The organism is Streptomyces sp. NPDC088810 (assembly GCF_044750305.1).
GTDB lineage: Bacteria > Actinomycetota > Actinomycetes > Streptomycetales > Streptomycetaceae > Streptomyces.
The window spans coordinates 298,784-318,449 of sequence record NZ_JBIVJQ010000002.1; the positions used below are offsets into that span (position 1 = coordinate 298,784).

A 19,666-nucleotide genomic window follows, 5' to 3' on the forward strand; every position below is an offset into this window, starting at 1 on the left:
CATATGCATGACATACCGGGTGTGCCGGCCGGTGGACACGGGACTCCCCGCTCGTGTCCACCGGCCGTCCGGGCCGGGCTCAGGCGGCCCGGCGGCTCTGGCCCCGGTGGACGCGGACGATGTCCGCGTACCGGTGGCCACTGCCCTTGATGGTGCGGACCTGGGTGCGGTAGTCGACGTGGACCAGGCCGAAGCGCTTGTCGTAGCCGTACGCCCACTCGAAGTTGTCCAGCAGGGACCAGGCGAAGTAGCCGGCCAGCGGAGCACCCTTGCGGGCCGCGGAGGCGCAGGCGGCGAGGTGGCGTTCGAGGTAGTCGCGGCGCTCGGGGTCGTCGACGCTGCCGTCGGGGCGGACCACGTCCGGGAAGGCGGAGCCGTTCTCGGTGACGTGGATCTGCCGGGCGCCGTACTCCTCGGTGAGCCGGAGCAGCAGCGTCTCGAGGCCGGAGGCGTCGATCTCCCAGTCCATGCCGGTGCGCGGGACGCCCTCGCGGCGGACGGAACGGGCGTACGGCGCGGGCCCGCCGGGGTCGTCGGTGACGTGCGCCGGGAAGTAGTAGTTCAGGCCGAGCCAGTCGAGCGGGGCGGCGATGGTCAGCAAGTCCGCCTCGGACACGGGGAGTTCGACACCGTAGGTCTCCACCATGTCGGCGGGGAAGCCGCGGCCGTGCACCGGGTCGAGCCACCAGCGGTTGACATGGCCGTCGTGCCGGCGGGCCGCCGCCCGGTCCTCGGGGCGGTCGGTGGCCGGGTGCACGGTGGACAGGTTGTTGACGATGCCGATCCGCGCGCCCGGTGCGGCCGCGCGGATCGCCTGGGTGGCGAGGCCGTGGCCGAGGAGCAGATGGCAGGAGGCGCGGACGGCGGCGGTGAGGTCGGTCCAGCCGGGGGCCATCGTGCCCTCCAGGTGACCGATCCAGGCCGAGCAGGAAGGCTCGTTGAGGGTGGCCCAGAGCGTGACCCGGTCGCCGAGTCGTTCGGCGACGGCGGAGGCGTACTCGGCGAACGCCAGGGCGGTGTCCCGCTCCGGCCAACCGCCGCGGTCCTGGAGCACCTGCGGCAGGTCCCAGTGGTAGAGGGTGACGGACGGGGTGATGCCCGCCTCCAGCAGGGCGTCCACCAACTCGTCGTAGAAGGCCAGGCCCTTGGGGTTCACCGGGCCGGTCCCGCCGGGGATCACGCGCGGCCAGGCCACGGACAACCGGTAGGCGTTGACGCCGAGTTGCCGCATCAGCCCGATGTCCTCCCGCCAGCGGTGGTAGTGGTCGCAGGCGACGTCGCCGTGGTCGCCGTTCGCGATCTTCCCCGGGGTGTGGGAGAAGGTGTCCCAGATCGAGGGCGCACGGCCGTCCTCGGCGACGGCTCCCTCGATCTGGTACGCCGCTGTCGCGGTGCCCCACAGGAAGTCGCGGGGGAAGGCGGCGAGGTCGATGGGTTCGGACACGGAAGTCCCTTCGGGATGAGGGGTGGGGGTCACTTGACGGCGCCCGCCGTCAGACCCGCGACGAGATAGCGCTGCAGCAGCAGGAAGCCGGCCACCACGGGCACGCTGACGACCAGCGAGGCGGCCATGATCTGGTTCCAGTAGACGTCGTTGAGGGTGGAGTAGCCCTGGAGGCCGACGGCGAGGGTGCGGGTGGTGTCGTTGGTCATGACCGACGCGAACAGCACCTCTCCCCAGGCCGTCATGAACGCGTAGACGGCGACCGCGACGATGCCGGGGACCGCGGCGGGAACGACGATCCGGAACAGGGCGCCGAGCGGGCCGCAGCCGTCCACCAGCGCCGCCTCGTCCAGGTCGCGCGGCACCGAGTCGAAGTAACCGATCAGCATCCAGATGGAGAACGGCAGCGAGAAGGTGAGGTACGTCAGGATCAGCCCGCCGCGGGAGCCGAACAGGGCGATGCCGGTGGCGTTGCCGATGTTGACGTAGATCAGGAACAGCGGGAGGAGGAACAGGATGCCCGGGAGCATCTGCGTCGACAGCACGGTGACCGTGAAGACGCGCTTGCCGCGGAACTCGTACCGGCTGACGGCGTAGGCGGCGAACACCGCGATGACCACCGAGCAGACGGTCGCCGCACCCGCCACGATCAGCGAGTTCACGAAGTACTTGGCGAGCGGCACGGTCGACCAGATGTCGATGTACGGGCGGATCGTCAGCTCGCTGGGCAGCCAGCGGAACCGGCCGGTGACGTCGGCGAGCGGCTTCAGCGAGCTGGACACCATCACGTACACCGGGGTGAGCACGAAGGCGGCCAGCAGGGTCAGGAACACCCGCCGCGACCACAGGAACGAACGCGGCGGCGCCATGGGCGACTCAGACATCGGCGGTCCTCCGTCCGCGTGAGGTCAGCAGCAGGTATCCGCCCGTCACGACCAGCAGGAAGAGCAGCAGCAGGACGGACATGGCCGAGCCGGTGCCGAAGTTCCAGGTGACGAAGGACGATTGGTAGATGTGCACGGAGATGAGGTCGGCGGCTTCGGGAGCGGCCTTGCCGAACAGCACGTACGGCGTGTTGAAGTCGTTGAACGTCCACAGGAACAGCACCAGGACCAGCACCTGGTTGACCGGGCGCAGTGACGGCAGGGTGATGCGGCGGATCTGCTGCCACAGCCCGGCGCCGTCCAGCGCGGCGGCCTCGTACAGCTCCCGGGGGATGTTCTGCAGTCCGGCCATCACGATGAGGAACGCGAACGGCCAGCCCTTCCACACCGACACGGTCAGCAGGGCGTAGAAGCTGTTGTCGCCGATGAGCCAGAACGACGGTTCGCCGGTGAGGTGCAGCTGGTCGTGCAGCACGTGGTTCACCAGCCCGTTGTCGTGCTGGAACATGAACACCCAGGTGATGACGGCCGCGTACACGGGCAGCGCGTACGGCACCAGGAACAGCGCGCGCAGCAGGCCGCGGCCGCGGAAGGTGTCCTGCATGAAGACCGCGGCGGCCGTGCCGATCAGCCAGCACAGGCCGACCGACAGCAGGGTGAAGCCGACGGTGACGCCGAACGACTGCAGCAGCGCCTTGCCGACCGGGGCGTCGAAGTCCACCGACACCCGGTAGTTGTCCAGGCCGCTCCAGGGCGCGGTGCTCCAGTCGCGGATGTAGAACTGCGTGAGCTCCTTGAAGCTCATCACGATGCCGATCACCATCGGCACCAGGTGCACGAGGAGTTCGAGGAGCAGCGCGGGCAGAAGCAGCAGGTACGGCAGGGAGACGCGGCGGATCCGCCCGGCGCGGCGGCGCGGTGCGCGCGCCGCGCCGGGGGACGTCTCGCGCACCGGTTCCTTCAGTGCGGTGGTCGTCATCGTGGTCACGCCGCCGGCATCTGCTGCTGGGCCTTCTCCAGCTTCGCCTTCACCGAGTCGGTGGTCACGGCGCGTCCGGCGGCGGCGTCGGCGAACAGCTCCTTGACGGCCGTACCGACCGTCGTCTCGAACTGCGACTCGGACGGCACCTGCGGCAGCGCGGCCGCGCTCGTGGCGAGGGTGTTCTTCAGCACCGCGGTGTCGGGGGCGCCGAAGGCCGGGTCGGCTTGCGCGGACCTGACCGGCGGGACGGTGCTGTAGGCCGTGTTGAGGACCCTCTGCTCGGCGTCGGAGGTCATGAACTTCACGAACTTCGTTGCGCCGTCGAGGTTGTGGGTGTTCCGGAAGACGGCGATGTTGATGCCGGCGACCATCGAGTTGACCTGGGTGCCCTGGCCGGGAGTGCCGGAGCGGACCGGTACGGGGGCGATGCCGTACGCGTCCTCGCTCATGCCCTGGGACTTGAGGTTGGCGGCGGCCGACTGCCACAGCAGCATCGCCTGCTTGCCCTTGGCGAAGTCGCTGACGGACTGGTTCTGCGCGTACTCGGCGTCGCCGGCCGGAATGACCTTGTCCTTGGCCATCAGATCGACGTAACTCTTCACCGCCTCGACGACCTTGGGATCGGTGAAGTCGGGCTTGCCGTCGGCGGTGAAGAAGTCGGCGCCGTGCTGCTTGGCGAAGACGAAGACGTGGTGGATGTTCTCCGAGAGGTTCGCACCCTCGGCGCCGAGCACCGACTTGCCCCGGGCCTTGATCTTCTTGCCGTCGGCGATCAGCTCGTCCCAGGTGGCGGGCGGTTTGCTGATCCCGGCGTCGGCGAAGATCTTCTTGTTGTAGTAGAGCGCGTACGCCATCGAGTACAGCGGCACCGCCGCCGGGTCCTTGCCCTGCGCGCCCGTCGAGCCGAGCGCGGACTCCACGAAGCGGTCCCGGCCGCCTATCTTGGCGAAGTTCTGCTCGTCCCACGGCAGCAGCGCGCCGGTCGCCTGCAGCGAGGCGCTCCAGGTGTTGCCGATGTTCAGCACGTCCGGGCCCTGGCCCGAGGTGGTCGCGGTGAGGATCCGGTTGAGCAGGTCCGACCAGGGCACGACCTCCAGTTTCACCTTGATGCCGGTCTGCTTCTCGAACTTGTCGAGCTCGGGCTGGAGAACCTTCTTGTCCACGGCGACGCTGGCGCCCTGGTTGGTGGCCCAGTACGTCAGCGTCTTCGGCGAGTCGTCGGACCCGCCGCCGGTGGACGATCCGCCTCCGCAGGCCGTGGCCGCAAGGGCGAGAGACAGGGTGACGGCGCCTACGGCCGCGGCTCGGATCCTGCGCATGGCTCCCGGTGTCCCTTCAGGGATTGCACTCATGACTTAATTTAGGACGTGAGTTAATCCGTCGCGGGGGCGCTCGTCAAGGGATTGGGCGGGGGGAGTGGATTCGGCGAGGGATCGGGAGTGGAGTGGGAGCTGGGATGGGGTGGGAGCCGGGATCGGGTGGGAGCCGGGATCGGGTGGGAGCTGTCCGCCCGACCCCGGAACGGCGCCCCCGCACGGCCGCAGCCCAGCACCCGCACCCGCACCCGCACCCGCACCCGCCACGGACCGAGGGCCCGGTGAGGAGGGGGTTGAAGTGGCTGAAGGGCGAGAACGTGGCGCCGATGATCAGCGTGCTGCGGCCTTCGGCACGGCGCCGGCCCGCACCATCGAGCCAACGACGACTCGTGATGCGGGCCGGCACCGGGGACCGTACCCCTTACCGGACCGGTGCGGGCGCGTAACCGGCGGGCCGGGTGGTGAACGTGCCCCGGCCCTGCGTGCGGCTGCGCAACCGGGTGGCGTAGCCGAACAGTTCGGCCAGCGGCACGGTCGCGGTCAGTACGGCCGCACCGCCTCGGGTCTGCGAGCCGCCGACCCGGCCCCGGCGGGCGGCCAGGTCCCCGAGCACCCCGCCGACCGCGTCCTCCGGCACGGTCACCGTGACCTCGGCGACCGGTTCGAGCAGCGCGGTCGTGCACGCCCGCAGGGCCTCGCGGAGACCGAGCCGGCCGGCCGTGCGGAAGGCCGTGTCGGAGGAATCCTTCACATGGGTGGAGCCGTCGGTGAGCGTGACGCGCAGCCCGGTCACCGGGTGCCCGCCGAGCGGTCCCTCGGCGAGCGCATCCCGGCAGCCGGCCTCCACCGCGCGCACGTACTCCTGCGGTACCCGCCCGCCGACCACGGCGGACCGGAACACGAAACCGGTGAAGCCCACTTCGGGTCCGAGCGGCTCCACGTCCAGGACGACATGCGCGAACTGCCCCGCGCCGCCGTCCTGTTTGACGTGCCGGAACACGAACCCGCCGACGCCGCCGACGACGGTCTCCCGGTACGCCACCCTGGGACGGCCCACCGTGACCTCCGGCCCGCCGTCGCGGCGGATCTTCTCCACCGCGACCTCCAGGTGGAGTTCGCCCATCCCGGACAGCACGGTCTGCCCGGTCTCCGCGTCGGTGCGCACCACCAGCGAGGGGTCCTCCTCGGCGAGCCGGGCGAGCGCCGCCGCGAGCCGCCCGGTGTCCGTGCTGCGCCGCGCCTCGACCGCCACGGACACCACGGGCTCGGCTGCCACCGGCGGTTCCAGCAGCAACGGGGCCCCGGGGTCGCACAGCGTGGCACCGACCCGGGCCGACTTCACGCCCGCAAGCGCGACGATGTCACCGGCGACCGCCCGGTCCAGCTGGACGTGCCGGTCCGCCATGACCCGCAGGATCCGCGCCACCCGCTCGGTGCGCCCGCTGCCCGGGTCCCGCACGGTGTCCCCCTTCTCGACGGTGCCGGAGTAGACCCGCACGAAGGCCAGCCGACCCGTGGCGCTCGCGTTCACCTTGAACACCAGCCCCGCGAACGGAACTTCGGGGTCGGCGGCGCGCCGCTGCCCGGCGTCCGCGCCGACACCGCGTACGGCGGGTACGTCCAGCGGCGACGGCAGATAGGCCACCACCGCGTCCAGCAGCGGTTCGATCCCGCGGTTGCGGTAGGCGGAGCCGCACAGCACGACCACGCCGTCACCGGTGCGGGTGAGGTCGCGCAGGGCAGCGGTGAGGGTCGCGGCGGAGAGCGTCTCGCGGTCGCAGAACTCCTCCAGCGCGGCCGGATGCCGTTCCGCGACCGCCTCCTCGAGCGCGCGCCGTCGCCGTACCGCCTCCTCCCGCAGCCCCTCGGGCACCGCCCCTTCCCTGGCCGTGGTCTCGCCGTCGCGCCACACCAGGGACCGCATCCGCACCAGGTCCACGACGCCGGTGAAACCGTCCTCGGCGCCGATCGGCAGCTGGACGACCAGCGGCGCGGGGTGCAGCCGGTCCCGGATGGAGCCGACGGCCCGGTCGAGGTCGGCGCCCGCACGGTCCAGCTTGTTGACGAACGCGATCCTCGGGACGCCGTGCCGGTCGGCCTGCCGCCACACCGACTCGCTCTGCGGTTCGACGCCGGCGACGGCGTCGAACACCGCGACCGCCCCGTCCAGGACCCGCAGCGACCGCTCGACTTCGTCGGCGAAGTCGACGTGGCCGGGGGTGTCGATGAGGTTGATGCGGTGGCCGTCCCAGGCGCAGCTGACGGCGGCGGCGAAGATGGTGATGCCACGGTCGCGTTCCTGCGGGTCGAAGTCGGTGACGGTGGTGCCGTCGTGCACCTCGCCCCGCTTGTGGGTGGTGCCCGTCGCATACAGGATCCGCTCGGTGACGGTGGTCTTGCCGGCGTCGACGTGGGCGAGGATGCCGAGGTTGCGGACGGCGGCAAGGGTGTCGATGTGGGTGCGCACGGCCCGGTGCCTTTCGGGAAGTGGTCCTGGAAAAGGGCGGCGCGATTCCCCGTGTGCCGGAAGGAGCGGACGGTACGGCGGCGGCCGGACGGGTGCCGGGCGGACGGCTGGGGTGTCAGCGGGGCGTCACGGGCATCCGGTACCGGCCGCGCAGCGGGCACCGGACGGACGAGGACACCAGGATCACCTCGGTCCGCGCAGGGGGAACGACGACGGCGGTACGGTCACGCACGGCCCGGCTCCCCTCGATCATCACGGCTCACGAAGCGCGCCGCCCTGGTGCGGGCACGGCGCGCGGTGCGTGGCGAGTCTAGGGAAACGATCAGCCGGTGGAGTACCGGTTTTTTCGCCGGGGGCTTGCTGCTGCGGCAACGAAGGAACCCCATGGCCGCAGCCATGGGGTTCCTGTCGGTGTCCGAGGGGGGACTTGAACCCCCACGCCCGATAAAGGGCACTAGCACCTCAAGCTAGCGCGTCTGCCATTCCGCCACCCGGACTAGGTGTCTGCCGCCTTGTTGGGTGTGTTCCCCGCGGCGACATGGACAACAATACCAAGGTTTCGGAGTGCGTTTCACCTGCGTATCCGTCCGCGGGACGGGTGCGGAGCGGCGGATTGCCGACGGTATACAGTCCGCAAGATCCTGCGTACGGTAGGTGAAAGACGGGCTCCCAGGCCGGACCGCCGTCGGTCAGGACTCCTTGCGGTGGTGGTACGAGTGGCGCGTGCGCTCGGTGTGTTCCCGCATGAGCCGGGTGGCCAGGTCCGCGTCGTGAGCGCGAATGGCCAGCATGAGGTCGGAGTGCTCCGACCAGGAGGTGCCACCGCGGAGGCGGGCCACCGGCGTGTAGTACCAGCGGACCCGGCGGTCGACCTGGGCGGCGAGTTCGGAAAGAACGGCGTTCCCGGCCAACTCCATGATCTTGGCGTGGAAGGCGGCGTTCAGCGCCACGGCCCGGTTGACGTCGTCGGCGGCGACGGCCAGCCGGCCCTGCTCCACGATCAGGCGGAGCGCGTCGACACCCGCCTCGTCGGCGTTCAGGGCGGCCAGCCGGGCCGCCTCCGCCTCCAGCAGGGTGCGGACCGTGAGCAGCTGGTCGGCCTCCCCCTCGGTCGGCTCGTGCACGAACGCTCCCTGCGCGGGCCGCAGATCGACCCAGCCCTCGGTGTTGAGCCGCTGCAGCGCCTCGCGCACGGGCTGACGTGAGACGCCGAGGTGCCCGGCGAGTTCGCTCTCCACGAGGTGCTGACCGGGCTGCAGGGCGCGGGTGGTGATGAGTTCCAGCAGCGCCTCGTACACGCGTTCACGCAGCGGCCCTGGGCGTTCCAGCTTGGGCACCGCCCCCTGCGGCAGTCCGGTCGACAACATCGCGGTCCCCCTCCTGGGCAGGTCCGGGCGCGCGGGCGCTGGACGCTCAGTATCGATTGTCTTTTGTCTACAATCTACGTGCACCGTATTCAGGAGACGGTGCACAGAATCCTGGACTCAGGGGCAGCGTACGACCTGCCCGGCGTACGACAGATTGCCGCCGAAGCCGAACAGCAGCACCGGATCGCCGGTGCTGAGCGCTCCTCGCTCGACCAGCTTGGAGAAGGCGAGCGGAATACTGGCGGCCGAGGTGTTGCCGGATTCGGTGACATCGCGGGCGATCACCGCGTTGACGGCGCCGAGCTTCTCGGCCAGCGGTTCGATGATCCGCAGGTTGGCCTGGTGGAGGACGACCCCGGCGAGGTCCCCGGGTGCCACGCCCGCCCTCTCACAGGCCTTGCGGGCGATGGCAGGCAATTGGGTGGTGGCCCAGCGGTAGACGCTCTGCCCCTCCTGCGCGAACCGCGGCGGTGTCCCCTCGATCCGCACGGCGTGCCCCATCTCCGGCACCGACCCCCACAGCACCGGTCCGACCCCGGGCTCCTCCCCCGGCGCGCATGCCGTCAGTACAGCGGCCCCGGCGCCGTCGCCGACGAGGACGCAGGTGGAGCGGTCGGTCCAGTCGGCGACGTCGGACATCTTGTCGGCGCCGACGACCAGGGCACGGGTGGCCGCGCCGGCCCGGAGCGTGTGGTCGGCGGTGGCCAGCGCATGGGTGAAGCCGGCGCACACCACGTTGACGTCCATGGCGGCGGGCTGCGGGATGCCGAGCCGGGCCGCGACCCGGGCGGCGGTGTTCGGGGAGCGGTCGATCGCGGTGGAGGTGGCCACGAGGACCAGGTCGATGTCGCCCGGAGAGAGGCCGGCCGCGGCGAGGGCCTTGGCGGCGGCGTGCGCGGCCAGTTCGTCGACGGGTTCGTCAGGGCCGGCGATATGCCGGGTCCTGATGCCCACCCGGGTGCGGATCCACTCGTCACTGGTGTCGACCATGTCTGCCAGCTCGTCGTTGGTGAGCACCCTGGCGGGCTGGTAGTGACCGATGGCGGCGATGCGTGAGCCGTTCATGACGGGGATCCCCTCGTGCCGTGGGTAGCGGGATCCACAGTCTGATCAGTGACTCACGGGTACGAGGGCAGGTGAACCCACAGGAATCGGGCGCCGGGATTGTCGGCTCTCCTCAGACTGTCGGACGTGCACGCATCCACCGCGTCACCATCCGGTCTGCTCCGCAGTACGCGCAGACCAGGCTGCACCTGACTCCCCATGTGCAGGACAATGAGATCGTGGAGGTCACCTCGGCCGCACGACAACCCGGTGACCCACGGCAACCTCTGCAGCAAGGGCCGTTTCCGCTACCAGTACATACAGAACCGGGGCTGATCAGAACATGGGACGAGTCACGGAACGACGCAAGGTGCTCCGCATCCGGGACGGCGCGGTCTCCACCCGGCCGGACACGCTCGTCGCCGAGGAACCCCTGGAGATCCGGCTGAACGGCAAGCCGCTCGCGATCACCATGCGCACCCCCGGCGACGACTTCGCGCTGGCCGCCGGTTTCCTGGTGAGCGAAGGTGTGCTGGCTGCGGCATCCGATCTGCAGAATATTGTCTACTGTGCCGGGGCGACCGTAGACGGTTCGAACACCTACAACGTCGTCGACGTGAAGACCGCGCCCGGTGTCACACTCCCGGACTTCAGTCTGGAGCGGAACGTCTACACCTCCTCTTCGTGCGGACTGTGCGGCAAGGCGAGCCTGGACGCCGTTCGTACGACCGCGCGCTGGCCGATCGCCGACACTCCCCCGCTCCGGGTCACCCCCGAGCTGCTGGCAAGCTTTCCCGACCGGCTGCGGTCGGCACAGCGAGTGTTCGACCGGACCGGGGGCCTGCACGCGGCCGCCCTGTTCAGTGCGGAAGGAGAACTGCTGGACACCCGCGAGGACGTGGGCCGGCACAACGCGGTCGACAAGCTGGTCGGACGGGCGCTGCAGAACGACGGACTGCCGCTGTCCCGGACGATCCTCATGGTCTCCGGCCGGGCCTCCTTCGAGCTGGCCCAGAAGGCGGTCATGGCGGGCATCCCGATGCTCGCGGCCGTGTCGGCGCCCTCGTCGCTCGCCGTGGACCTGGCCGCGGAGACCGGTCTGACCCTGGTGGGCTTCCTTCGGGGCAGCTCGATGAACGTGTACGCGGGCGAGGACCGGATCACCCTCCAGGAGCCGGCCATCCACAACTGACCGGTGCGCTTTTCGAGCGTGTTCGGCCGGTCGGCCAACGCGCAGCTCCGTCAGCCCTCCGTGCCGGAAATCCGGAGCAGCAGACCCATGAACTGGTCGCGTTCGGCGGCCGACAGCGGGGCGAGCAGTTCGTCGTTGGCCTGCCGGGCGGCCTTTTCGCAGCGTACGAGGAGACGGGCGCCGTCTTCGGTGAGGGAGACAGCGTTCTTGCGCCGGTCGCGGGGGTCGGGGGCGCGGTCGACCAGGCCGGCGGACTGGAGGTCGTTGAGGATGCCGACGACGTCCTTGGGGTCGAGGCTCACGCTGCGCCCCAGCTCGGCCTGGGCCACCGGGGCGAGGTCACGGACGGCGGAGAGGACGACGTGGTGCCACATTTTCAGCCCTTCGGCGGCGAGGGCGTCGGCGACCAGGGCGCGGCCCCGCGCGGCAGCTCGCCCCAGGAGCCAGCTGGGCAGAGAGCGGATCGCGGGCAGGGGTGCATCGGCCATGACGGCAGCCTATCCGAACAATCATTGGACTCCCCAACGAATTCCCCTTATCGTTGGGGTCCCCAACGACTTCATGGGTGTTCCCAATGATTATCGCGCCGGCTCGCCCGGTCTCTGGAGGTTGCCATGCGTCGCGTCCGGTACGAATCCACCGGCGGACCCCTGTTCGTGGAGGAGGCCCCCGTTCCGGAACCGGGCCCCGGGGAGCTGCTGGTGCGCTGCGCGGCCGTCGGTGTCACCCTGCCGATGGTCCGCAAGGTGGCCGAGGCCGCAGAGCCGGTGCAACTGGGGGGCGAGGTCGCGGGCGAGGTGGTCGCGGCCGGCGAAGGCGCCACCCGCTTCCGCGTCGGCGACCGGGTGACCGGGCTGTGCTTCGGGCACGGGTACGCGGAGTTCGCCCTGCTGCACGAGGCCATGACCTCACCGATACCGGACGACGCCGACGCCGTGACCGCGGTCGCGCTGGTGCGCAGTGGTCTCGTGGCGCTGGGCGCGCTGGAGGCAGCGCGGCTCGCTCCGGGAGAGTCGGTCCTCGTCACGGCGGCTGCGAGCGGCGTCGGGCATCTCGCCGTACAGCTGGCGCGGGCGCGGGGTGCGGGACGGGTGCTGGGGGCCGTATCGGGTCCGACGAAGGCGGAGACCCTGGCCGGTCGGGCGAAGGCGGACTTCGTCCGCTCACTCGGTGCGGACGACTGTATGCAGTATGACGACGACAGTTGGGGTGATCCGGTCGACTGTGTACTGGATGCCGTCGGCGGCGACCTGCTCACCTCCGCCCTCGCCGCGCTCGCCCCGCACGGCCGCCTGGTCGCCTACAGTTCCGGCGGCGGCACGGTCCAGGCGTACGACCTGCTGGTCGGGGCCAAATCTGTGATCGGCTTCCAGATGGCGCTGATCGCCCGCGGCCGGCCGGACCTGTACGAGCAGTGGCGGCAGGACCTGTGGCGCCTGTTCGCCGAGGGCACCGTAAAACCGGCCGTGCACGGGGAGTTCGCCCTGGAAGACGCGGCGGCTGCTCACGCGGTGATCACATCCCGGGCCAACCTCGGCAAGGTCGTCCTGCGCCCATAACCGCCTGCACGCTTCTTGTGACGTGCGCCACCCCCAACTACCGTCGATGGGACGGACATCGGACGTGGGATGTCGGGATGTCCAGATGTCCGGCTGACGAAGGGCAGGTCACATCGTGCCGTCATCTCTTCGCGCCCGGCTCAGATCCGCACTCGCCGCCGCCGTCACCGCGACCGGCCTGCTCGCACCGCTCGTCCCCGCCCACCCGGCCCACGCCCGACCGGCGGGCGGCACCGCACCGGCGTTCGAGCAACAGGTGCTGTTCAAGGCCACCCAGGACCCCGGCTACGCGTGCTTCCGTATTCCGGCGGTCGTCAGAACGGTCGACGGCACACTGCTGGCGTTCGCCGAGGGCCGGGTCCTCAACTGCGGGGACGCGGCCGACATCGACATCGTGCTCAAACGCTCCACCGACGGCGGCCGCACCTGGGGGCCGTTACAGGTGGTCAACGAGGGCGCCGGCGACACGCACGGCAACCCGGCACCGGTCGTGGACCGCGCCACCGGTCGCGTCTGGCTCGCCGAGACCTACAACACGGGCCGTACCGACAGCGCCAGTTGCTCGGTCCCCTGCGACCGCACCCCGCATCTGCAGTACAGCGACGACGACGGCCGAACCTGGTCGGAGCCGCGCGACCTGAGTCCCGAGATCCTGCCCGCCGACTGGAACTCCTGGTACGCCACCGGGCCCGTGCACGGCATCCAGCTCACCCGCGGCCGGTACGCGGGGCGCCTGGTCTTCGGGGTCAACGCCGAGACGTGGAACGGCAGCAGGGTCACCACCAACCGCGCGGCCCTGATCGTCAGCGACGACCACGGCGGCCACTGGCGGATCGGCGCCACCGACAGCTGGCCCGTCGCCGCCGACGGCACTTTCCGGCAGAAGCCCTCCGAACTGACCCTGGCCGAGCGCGGCGACGGTTCGGTCCTGGTCAGCGGTCGGGAGCAGGACGGTACCGACCTCGGCCACCGCACCCAGGCCGTAAGCCGCGACGGCGGCACCAGCTTCACCGCGCCGTTCCGCGACCAGCCCGACCTGTACACCCCGCAGGTGCAGGGCTCGCTGCTGCGCCTGGGCGACCGTCTTCTGCTCGCCTGCCCCGGCGACCCCGACCGGCGGCGCACCATGATGATCCGTTCCTCCTACGACGGCGGCAGGACCTGGGACAGCGTCGACCGCGGCACGGTCGTCACCACGGACTGGTCCGGCTACTCCGACCTGGTGCGCGTCGGCTCCGGCACGGTCGGCCTCATGTACGAGGGGGGCGCGGTGGACGCCCGCGACGAGATCCGCTTCGCCCGCTTCACCGAGGACTGGCTCGCCCCGCGCCGCGGCCCCGACCCGGTCACCGCCGACCTCGCCCCGCACGCCCGCCCCGCCGCGGTGCTCGGCGACCCGGAGGAGACGGACGGAGTCTCCGGGAACGCGCTGGAGTTCGACGGCACGGGCGACGCCGTACGCCTGCCGTACCGCGCCGCCCTCCCCCTGGGCACGAAGGACTTCACGGCGTCGCTCCGGTTCCGGTACACGGCGACAGCCGGGGAGCAGCCGCTGCTGTGGATGGGCGGGGTCGGCACCAGCCAGCCACAGATGTGGCTGCGCGGGGAGCCGGCGAGCAACCGTCTACAGGCGTTGATCACCGTGCGGAATGCCGCCAGTCCACCGCAGACTGCATACGTTCGCACGGATATCGCATACAACGACGGCCACTGGCACCACGCCGTACTCCGCCGCGGCGGCGGCCGGCTGTCGTTGTCCGTCGACGGTATGCAGTCTGCCGCCGCCGATGTACCGGGTTCCGTCAGCCGCAACTCCCCCTTCGGCGTCCACCTCGGTCAGCGCATGGACAGCCGCGCTTTCTTCACCGGCGCGCTGGACGAGGTGCGCCTCTGGGACAGGGCGCTCACCGACGAAGAGCTGACCGACCCGGACGTCCTGCGGTCACCGCAGGACACGGTCCTCTGGCTGCCCCTCGACCGGGTGCACGGCTGACCCCTCGGCCGCGTCCGCGGTCGCCTCGGGATCGTGGGCGCGCCGCTTGGCGATGACCGCGCACACCATCAGCTGCATCTGGTGGAAGAGCATCAGCGGCAGGACGGCCAAGGAGGCGTGGCTGCCGAAGAGGACGCTCGCCATGGGCAGTCCGGAGGCGAGGGATTTCTTCGACCCGGCGAACTGGATGGCGATCCGGTCCTCCCGGCGGAAGCCGAGGGCCCGGGCGCCGTACCAGGTCAGGAGCAGCATCACGGCCAGCAGGACGGCCTCGACGCCAAGCAGGCCGGCCAGTCGGACGGGGCTGACCTGGTGCCAGATGCCCTGGTTCATGCCCTCGCTGAAGGCGTTGTAGACGACCAGCAGGATGGAGCCGCGGTCGACGAGCCCGAGGATCTTCTTGTGCCGGGTGACGAAGCCGCCGATCCAGCGCCGCAGCAGCTGCCCCGCGAGGAACGGCACCAGCAGCTGGAGCACGATCTTCAGCAGCGAGTCGGTGGAGAACCCGACCCCGTCGCCCCCGAGCAGTCCCGCCGCGAGCAGCGGGGTGAGGACGATGCCGGCGAGGGAGGAGAAGGACCCGGCGCAGATCGCGGCGGGCACGTTGCCCCGGGCGATCGAGGTGAAGGCGATGGACGACTGGATCGTGGAGGGCACCAGCGTCAGGAAGAGCAGGCCCTGGTAGAGGGGCTGGGTCAGCAGGACCGGGACCAGCCCGCGCGCGGCGAGCCCGAACACCGGGAAGACGACGAAGGTGCAGATCAGGACGGTGACGTGGAGTCGCCAGTGCCTGAGTCCGTCGAGTGCCTCGCGGGTGGACAGGCGGGCGCCGTAGAGGAAGAAGAGGAAGGCGATCGCAGCCGTGGAGGCGCCGGAGGTGACGTCGGCGGCGGTGCCCCGGGCGGGGAGGAGCGCGGCGAGACCGACCGTCCCGAGCAGCAGCAGGATGTACGGGTCGATCGGCATCCGACTCGGCCGGCGCAGGCGTTTCACAGTGCTCCGATTGCGGTGGGTGACGGGCGTTCCCGGGGCCGTAGGGCCCCTGTCCATCGTCCTCCTCGGGCGGCTGATCGGGAATCCCGCATACCGCTCTCACTGTCATCACACAGTGCGATGACTGCGCTAGGCTCGGGGGGCGTGTACGACCCGACGCAGTTGCGCACCTTCCTGGCGGTCGCCCAGACGCTGAACTTCACGCAGGCGGCCCGGCGGCTGGGGCTGCGCCAGTCCACGGTCAGCCAGCATGTGCGCCGGCTGGAGGACGCGGCCGGCCGGCAGCTGTTCGCCCGCGACACCCACTCGGTGGAGCTGACCGAGGACGGGGAGGTGATGCTGGGGTTCGCCCGCCGGATCCTGGAGGTGCACGAGCAGGCCACGGCGTTCTTCACGGGCACGCGCGTGCGTGGCCGGCTGCGTTTCGGCGCCTCGGAGGACTTCGTGGTGACCCGGCTGCCGGAGATCCTGGAGGGCTTCCGCTACGACCATCCGGAGGTCGATCTGGAGCTGACGGTGGAGCTGTCGGGAACCCTGCACGAGCAGCTGGCCGCCGGGAAGCTCGATTTGGTGCTGGCCAAGCGGCGTCCGGAGGATCCGCGCGGTGAGCTGGTCTGGAGCGACGACCTGGTGTGGATCGGCGCCGAGCGGCTGCGCCTGGAGCCCGACCGGCCGGTTCCGCTGATCGTGTATCCGCCGCCGGGCATCACCCGGGCCCGGGCGCTGGAGGTACTGGAGCGGCAGGGCCGTCCGTGGCGGATCGTGTGTACGAGCGGCAGCCTCAACGGGCTGATCGCGGCGGCCCGCGCCGGCCTCGGCGTGATGGCCCATTCCCGGCGGCTGATCCCGCCGGGCCTGTTCCGGCTGCCCGACCGTGCGGGCCTGCCGGATCTGGGCAGGGTCGACTTCGTTCTCGTCCACGGCCGCCGCCGCGGGCCGTCCGAGAGCGCCGCGAACGCGCTGGCGGCGGCGGTTCTGGCGGGCGGCGAGCGGCTGCGCCGCAGCGGCGGCTGACCCGGCCGGACCCGGTCGCCGGAATGTCCTCCCCGGTGCCTGCGAGCGCGCCGAGCGGTGCGTGAGCTGCTTGACCCGGCGCAGGAAGGGCGTCGTGGCGGGCCAGGCCGGCGACGGAGCCCTGCGCGCCCTGGGCGGTGTCGAGCGGGGCTCCCGGGCCGCCGCGCGCGCGTGGGGCGCCGTAATCGGCGCGTACAGATTCGGTGGAGATTACGGGACCGAAACTTACTGACCCGTCAGTATCGTGTCCGGCCCTTCCCCATGTGCGGGCATTTCGCGACCCTCGTCCAGGTGGAACGTGAGGTTTGCTCGGTTTCCGTACCCCTCCCGCATACCGACCGGGTGGGGTAGCTTTCACCGCGCTGTGCGGTGCGTGGACCAACGTCACTGAGGCGCGAGACACGGGGAGCGAGGTTGCGCGAGTTCACCAACCCTCCGCTGGCGTCGGCGCCGCCGGCGGGCGGTCTGGCAGACGTCGTCTTCGACCATGCCCTGACCGACCCGCTGCACATCGCTCTCGGCCGCAAGGACCCCGACGGACAGTGGCGGGACGTCACCTCCGCCGAGTTCCGCGACGAGGTCATGGCCCTCGCCAAGGGCCTCCTCGCCCGCGGCGTCCGGTTCGGCGACCGGGTCGCGATCATGTCCCGCACCCGCTACGAGTGGACCCTCTTCGACTTCGCCCTGTGGACCATCGGCGCGCAGGTGGTGCCCGTCTACCCCACCTCCTCGGCCGAGCAGTGCTTCTGGATGCTCTACGACGCCGAGGTGACCGCGGCGATCGTGGAGCACGAGGACCACGCGATGACCATCGCCACCGTCATCGACCGGCTGCCGCAGCTGCGCCAGCTGTGGCAGCTGGACGCCGGCTGCGTGCAGGAGCTGTACGACGCGGGGTCGCACCTGGACGACGAGGTGGTGCACCGGCACCGGCAGGCGGTGACCCCGGACTCGGTGGCCACCGTCATCTACACCTCCGGCACCACCGGCCGCCCCAAGGGCTGTGTGATCTCCCACGGCAACTTCATGTTCGAGGCGGACACCGTGATCCAGCGGTGGGAGCCGGTGTTCCACTCCAAGAAGGGCGACGAGGCGTCCACGCTGCTGTTCCTGCCGCTGGCGCACGTCTTCGGGCGGATGGTGGAGGTCGCCGCGATCCGCGGCCGGGTCCGTTTCGGGCACCAGCCGCAGTTGCACGCCGCCGCGCTGCTGCCCGACCTGGCCGCGTTCCGGCCGACGTTCATCCTCGCGGTACCGTACATCTTCGAGAAGGTGTTCAACGCCGCCCGCCGCAAGGCCGAGAAGGAGGGCAAGGCCGGGCCGTTCGAGAAGGCCGTCGACATCGCCGTGAAGTACGCGGAGGCGGTGGAGGCGAAGGCGTGGGGCATCGGGCCGGGCCCGTCGGCGGGGCTGCGGATGCAGCACCAGCTGTTCGACAAGCTCGTGTATGCAAAAGTCCGGGCGGCTATGGGCGGCCGTATACGGAATGCAATGTCCGGTGGATCGGCTATGGACCGCCGGCTGGGACTGTTCTTCGCGGGCGCCGGTGTGCAGATCTACGAGGGCTACGGCCTGACCGAGTCGACGGCCGCGGCGACCGCGAACCCGCCCGAGCGCACCCGCTACGGCACGGTGGGCCAGGCCATCCCGGGCGTGACCGTGCACATCGCCGACGACGGGGAGATCTGGCTGCGCGGCGGCAACGTCTTCCAGGGCTACCTCAACAACCCCAAGGCCACCGACCAGACCCTGCACGACGGCTGGCTCGCCACCGGCGACCTCGGCTCCCTCGACGAGGACGGCTATCTGACTATCACCGGCCGCAAGAAGGAGATCCTGGTGACCTCCGGCGGCAAGAGCGTCTCCCCGGGCGTGCTGGAGGAGCGGGTCCGCGAACATCCGCTGGTCAACCAGTGCATCGTGGTCGGCAACGACCGCCCCTACATCGCCGCCCTGGTCACCCTGGACCAGGAGGCGGTCGAACACTGGCTGCAGATGCGCGGCAAGCCCAGGCTGGCCCCGGCCGAGCTGGTCCGGGACCCGGACCTGGAGACGGAGGTACGGCGGGCTGTGGTCGCCGCCAACACCCTCGTCTCGCAGGCCGAGTCGATCCGTACCTTCCGCATCCTGGCCCAGCCGTTCACCGAGGAACACGGGCTGCTGACGCCGTCGCTGAAGCTGAAGCGGAAGGCGATCGAGAAGGCGTACGCCAACGAGGTCGACGCGCTCTACCAGACCTGACGTCTCGTCGGCTCTCACTGGCCCGAGGACGTCGGCGGGCGCCGCCGGTGGCGCCTCCGGTACGGCCTCCACGGGCTGACAACCAGGGCTTCACCAGACCTTCTCATCCGGTGTACCCGGCACGTACCAGGTTCACGGAACTGCAAGCGGATCGCGTGGTCAGGAATGCACAGCGGCCCGTGATCGTTGACGATACGAGTACCACCTGTCGACAACCGAAGGATCAAGAGGCTCGTGAGCAGCAAGGTCCCCCCGATCATCCTCAACAACGGCGTCCAGATGCCCCAGCTGGGCTTCGGCGTCTGGCAGGTGCCGGACGACGAGGCCGAGCGGGCCGTCGCCACGGCGCTGGAGGCCGGGTACCGCAGCATCGACACCGCTGCGATCTACGGCAACGAAGAGGGCACCGGCAAGGCCATCGCCGCCTCCGGCCTGCCCCGCGAGGACATCTTCGTCACCACCAAGCTCTGGAACAGCGACCAGGGGTACGACTCCACGCTGCGCGCGTTCGACGCGTCACTGGAGAAGCTGGGTCTCGACTACGTCGACCTGTACCTGATCCACTGGCCGCTGCCGTCCCGGGGCACGTACACCGACACCTACAAGGCGTTCGAGAAGCTGCACGCCGACGGCCGTGTCCGCGCCATCGGCGTCTCCAACTTCCTTCCCGAGCACCTGCGGCAGCTGATCTCGGAGACCTCGGTCATCCCGGCGGTCAACCAGATCGAGCTGCACCCGCACCTGCAGCAGCGCGAGGCGCGCGAGCTGCACGCCGAGCAGGGCATCGCCACCGAGGCCTGGTCGCCGCTCGGCCAGGGCAAGGGCCTGCTGGAGGTGCCGGCGATCGTCGCGATCGCGCAGAAGCACCACCGCACCCCGGCCCAGGTCGTGCTGCGCTGGCACCTCCAGCTCGGCAACATCGTGATCCCGAAGTCCGTGACGCCGTCCCGGATCAAGGAGAACATCGAGGTCTTCGACTTCAGCCTGGACGACGAGGACCTCGCCGCGATCAGCGCCCTCAACGAGGACCGGCGCCTGGGCCCCGACCCCGCCACCTTCGACCTGGGCTGACCACCGGCGAAAGGGCGACACCGCCCTCCGCCGGTCCCGGCCGTGCTGCCCGCTGCCGCGCGGGGCGCACGGCCGGGCACGCTCGGGCGTGACGGACGT

Annotated in this window: 15 protein-coding genes, 1 tRNA gene and 1 pseudogene; 7 read left to right on the forward strand and 10 right to left on the reverse strand. The window is 70.7% G+C overall.

Features of this window, described 5'->3' with window-relative positions; all coding sequences use genetic code 11:
• Window positions 1-79 precede the first annotated feature (79 nt).
• The 8 genes from ACIP4Y_RS08010 to ACIP4Y_RS08045 form a co-directional block, all read right to left on the reverse strand.
• The gene (locus tag ACIP4Y_RS08010; RefSeq protein ID WP_401389300.1) at window positions 80-1,444 is read right to left on the reverse strand and encodes a GH1 family beta-glucosidase; all 1,365 of its coding nucleotides are present in this window, start codon (window positions 1,442-1,444) and stop codon (window positions 80-82) included.
• Window positions 1,445-1,473: 29 nt separating this feature from the next.
• Window positions 1,474-2,313 (reverse strand): carbohydrate ABC transporter permease, encoded by an 840-nt coding sequence (locus ACIP4Y_RS08015; RefSeq protein ID WP_401390623.1) that lies wholly within the window; start codon window positions 2,311-2,313, stop codon window positions 1,474-1,476.
• A 7-nt stretch (window positions 2,314-2,320) separates the two neighbouring features.
• Window positions 2,321-3,307, reverse strand: a complete 987-nt coding sequence (locus ACIP4Y_RS08020) for a carbohydrate ABC transporter permease (RefSeq protein WP_401390626.1) — start codon at window positions 3,305-3,307, stop codon at window positions 2,321-2,323.
• A 5-nt stretch (window positions 3,308-3,312) separates the two neighbouring features.
• Window positions 3,313-4,629, reverse strand: a complete 1,317-nt coding sequence (locus ACIP4Y_RS08025; RefSeq protein WP_401389302.1) for an ABC transporter substrate-binding protein — start codon at window positions 4,627-4,629, stop codon at window positions 3,313-3,315.
• A gap of 418 nt (window positions 4,630-5,047) precedes the next feature.
• Entirely contained in the window at window positions 5,048-7,093 is a 2,046-nt protein-coding gene (fusA, locus tag ACIP4Y_RS08030) for an elongation factor G (protein WP_401389305.1), read from the reverse strand.
• A 412-nt stretch (window positions 7,094-7,505) separates the two neighbouring features.
• A tRNA-Leu gene (locus ACIP4Y_RS08035) sits at window positions 7,506-7,590 on the reverse strand.
• Window positions 7,591-7,782: 192 nt separating this feature from the next.
• Window positions 7,783-8,460 carry a GntR family transcriptional regulator gene (locus ACIP4Y_RS08040; protein ID WP_358636926.1) on the reverse strand — a complete coding sequence of 226 codons (678 nt, stop codon included), beginning with the start codon at window positions 8,458-8,460 and terminating at the stop codon, window positions 7,783-7,785.
• Window positions 8,461-8,577: 117 nt separating this feature from the next.
• A complete protein-coding gene (locus ACIP4Y_RS08045; protein WP_401389309.1) occupies window positions 8,578-9,525 on the reverse strand; it encodes a beta-ketoacyl-ACP synthase III in 948 nt (315 codons plus the stop codon).
• Window positions 9,526-9,713: 188 nt separating this feature from the next.
• Here ACIP4Y_RS08045 and ACIP4Y_RS08050 point away from each other — a divergent pair.
• Together ACIP4Y_RS08050 and fdhD are read left to right on the forward strand one after the other, a co-directional pair.
• A pseudogene (locus ACIP4Y_RS08050) lies at window positions 9,714-9,840 on the forward strand (Fe-S-binding domain-containing protein); the annotation flags it as partial.
• A 7-nt stretch (window positions 9,841-9,847) separates the two neighbouring features.
• Window positions 9,848-10,696: a formate dehydrogenase accessory sulfurtransferase FdhD gene (gene fdhD, locus ACIP4Y_RS08055; protein ID WP_401389312.1), complete on the forward strand. Its 849-nt coding sequence runs from the start codon at window positions 9,848-9,850 to the stop codon at window positions 10,694-10,696.
• A 50-nt stretch (window positions 10,697-10,746) separates the two neighbouring features.
• On the opposite strand, the gene ACIP4Y_RS08060 is transcribed toward fdhD, so the two are convergent.
• The gene (locus ACIP4Y_RS08060) at window positions 10,747-11,184 is read right to left on the reverse strand and encodes a MarR family winged helix-turn-helix transcriptional regulator (protein WP_401389315.1); all 438 of its coding nucleotides are present in this window, start codon (window positions 11,182-11,184) and stop codon (window positions 10,747-10,749) included.
• A 126-nt stretch (window positions 11,185-11,310) separates the two neighbouring features.
• On the opposite strand from ACIP4Y_RS08060, the gene ACIP4Y_RS08065 reads away from it, so the two are divergent.
• Together ACIP4Y_RS08065 and ACIP4Y_RS08070 are read left to right on the forward strand one after the other, a co-directional pair.
• Window positions 11,311-12,255 (forward strand): zinc-binding alcohol dehydrogenase family protein, encoded by a 945-nt coding sequence (locus tag ACIP4Y_RS08065; protein WP_401389318.1) that lies wholly within the window; start codon window positions 11,311-11,313, stop codon window positions 12,253-12,255.
• A gap of 115 nt (window positions 12,256-12,370) precedes the next feature.
• On the forward strand, window positions 12,371-14,248 hold the full coding sequence (locus ACIP4Y_RS08070) for an exo-alpha-sialidase (protein WP_401389321.1): 1,878 nt from the start codon (window positions 12,371-12,373) through the stop codon (window positions 14,246-14,248).
• Here the strand turns inward: ACIP4Y_RS08070 and ACIP4Y_RS08075 are convergent.
• Window positions 14,198-15,214 carry a bile acid:sodium symporter family protein gene (locus ACIP4Y_RS08075; protein ID WP_401389324.1) on the reverse strand — a complete coding sequence of 339 codons (1,017 nt, stop codon included), beginning with the start codon at window positions 15,212-15,214 and terminating at the stop codon, window positions 14,198-14,200. The two genes, ACIP4Y_RS08070 and ACIP4Y_RS08075, sit on opposite strands and share 51 nt — an antisense overlap.
• Before the next feature lie 171 nt (window positions 15,215-15,385).
• Between ACIP4Y_RS08075 and ACIP4Y_RS08080 the strand changes: the two genes are divergently transcribed.
• The 3 genes from ACIP4Y_RS08080 (at window position 15,386) to ACIP4Y_RS08090 (ending at window position 19,567) form a co-directional block, all read left to right on the forward strand.
• Complete coding sequence (locus tag ACIP4Y_RS08080; protein WP_401389327.1) at window positions 15,386-16,255, forward strand: LysR substrate-binding domain-containing protein; 870 nt, start codon at window positions 15,386-15,388, stop codon at window positions 16,253-16,255.
• Window positions 16,256-16,669: 414 nt separating this feature from the next.
• A complete protein-coding gene (locus ACIP4Y_RS08085) occupies window positions 16,670-18,496 on the forward strand; it encodes an AMP-dependent synthetase/ligase (protein ID WP_401389330.1) in 1,827 nt (608 codons plus the stop codon).
• Between the two features lie 234 nt (window positions 18,497-18,730).
• Complete coding sequence (locus ACIP4Y_RS08090; protein WP_401389333.1) at window positions 18,731-19,567, forward strand: aldo/keto reductase; 837 nt, start codon at window positions 18,731-18,733, stop codon at window positions 19,565-19,567.
• Window positions 19,568-19,666 lie beyond the last annotated feature (99 nt).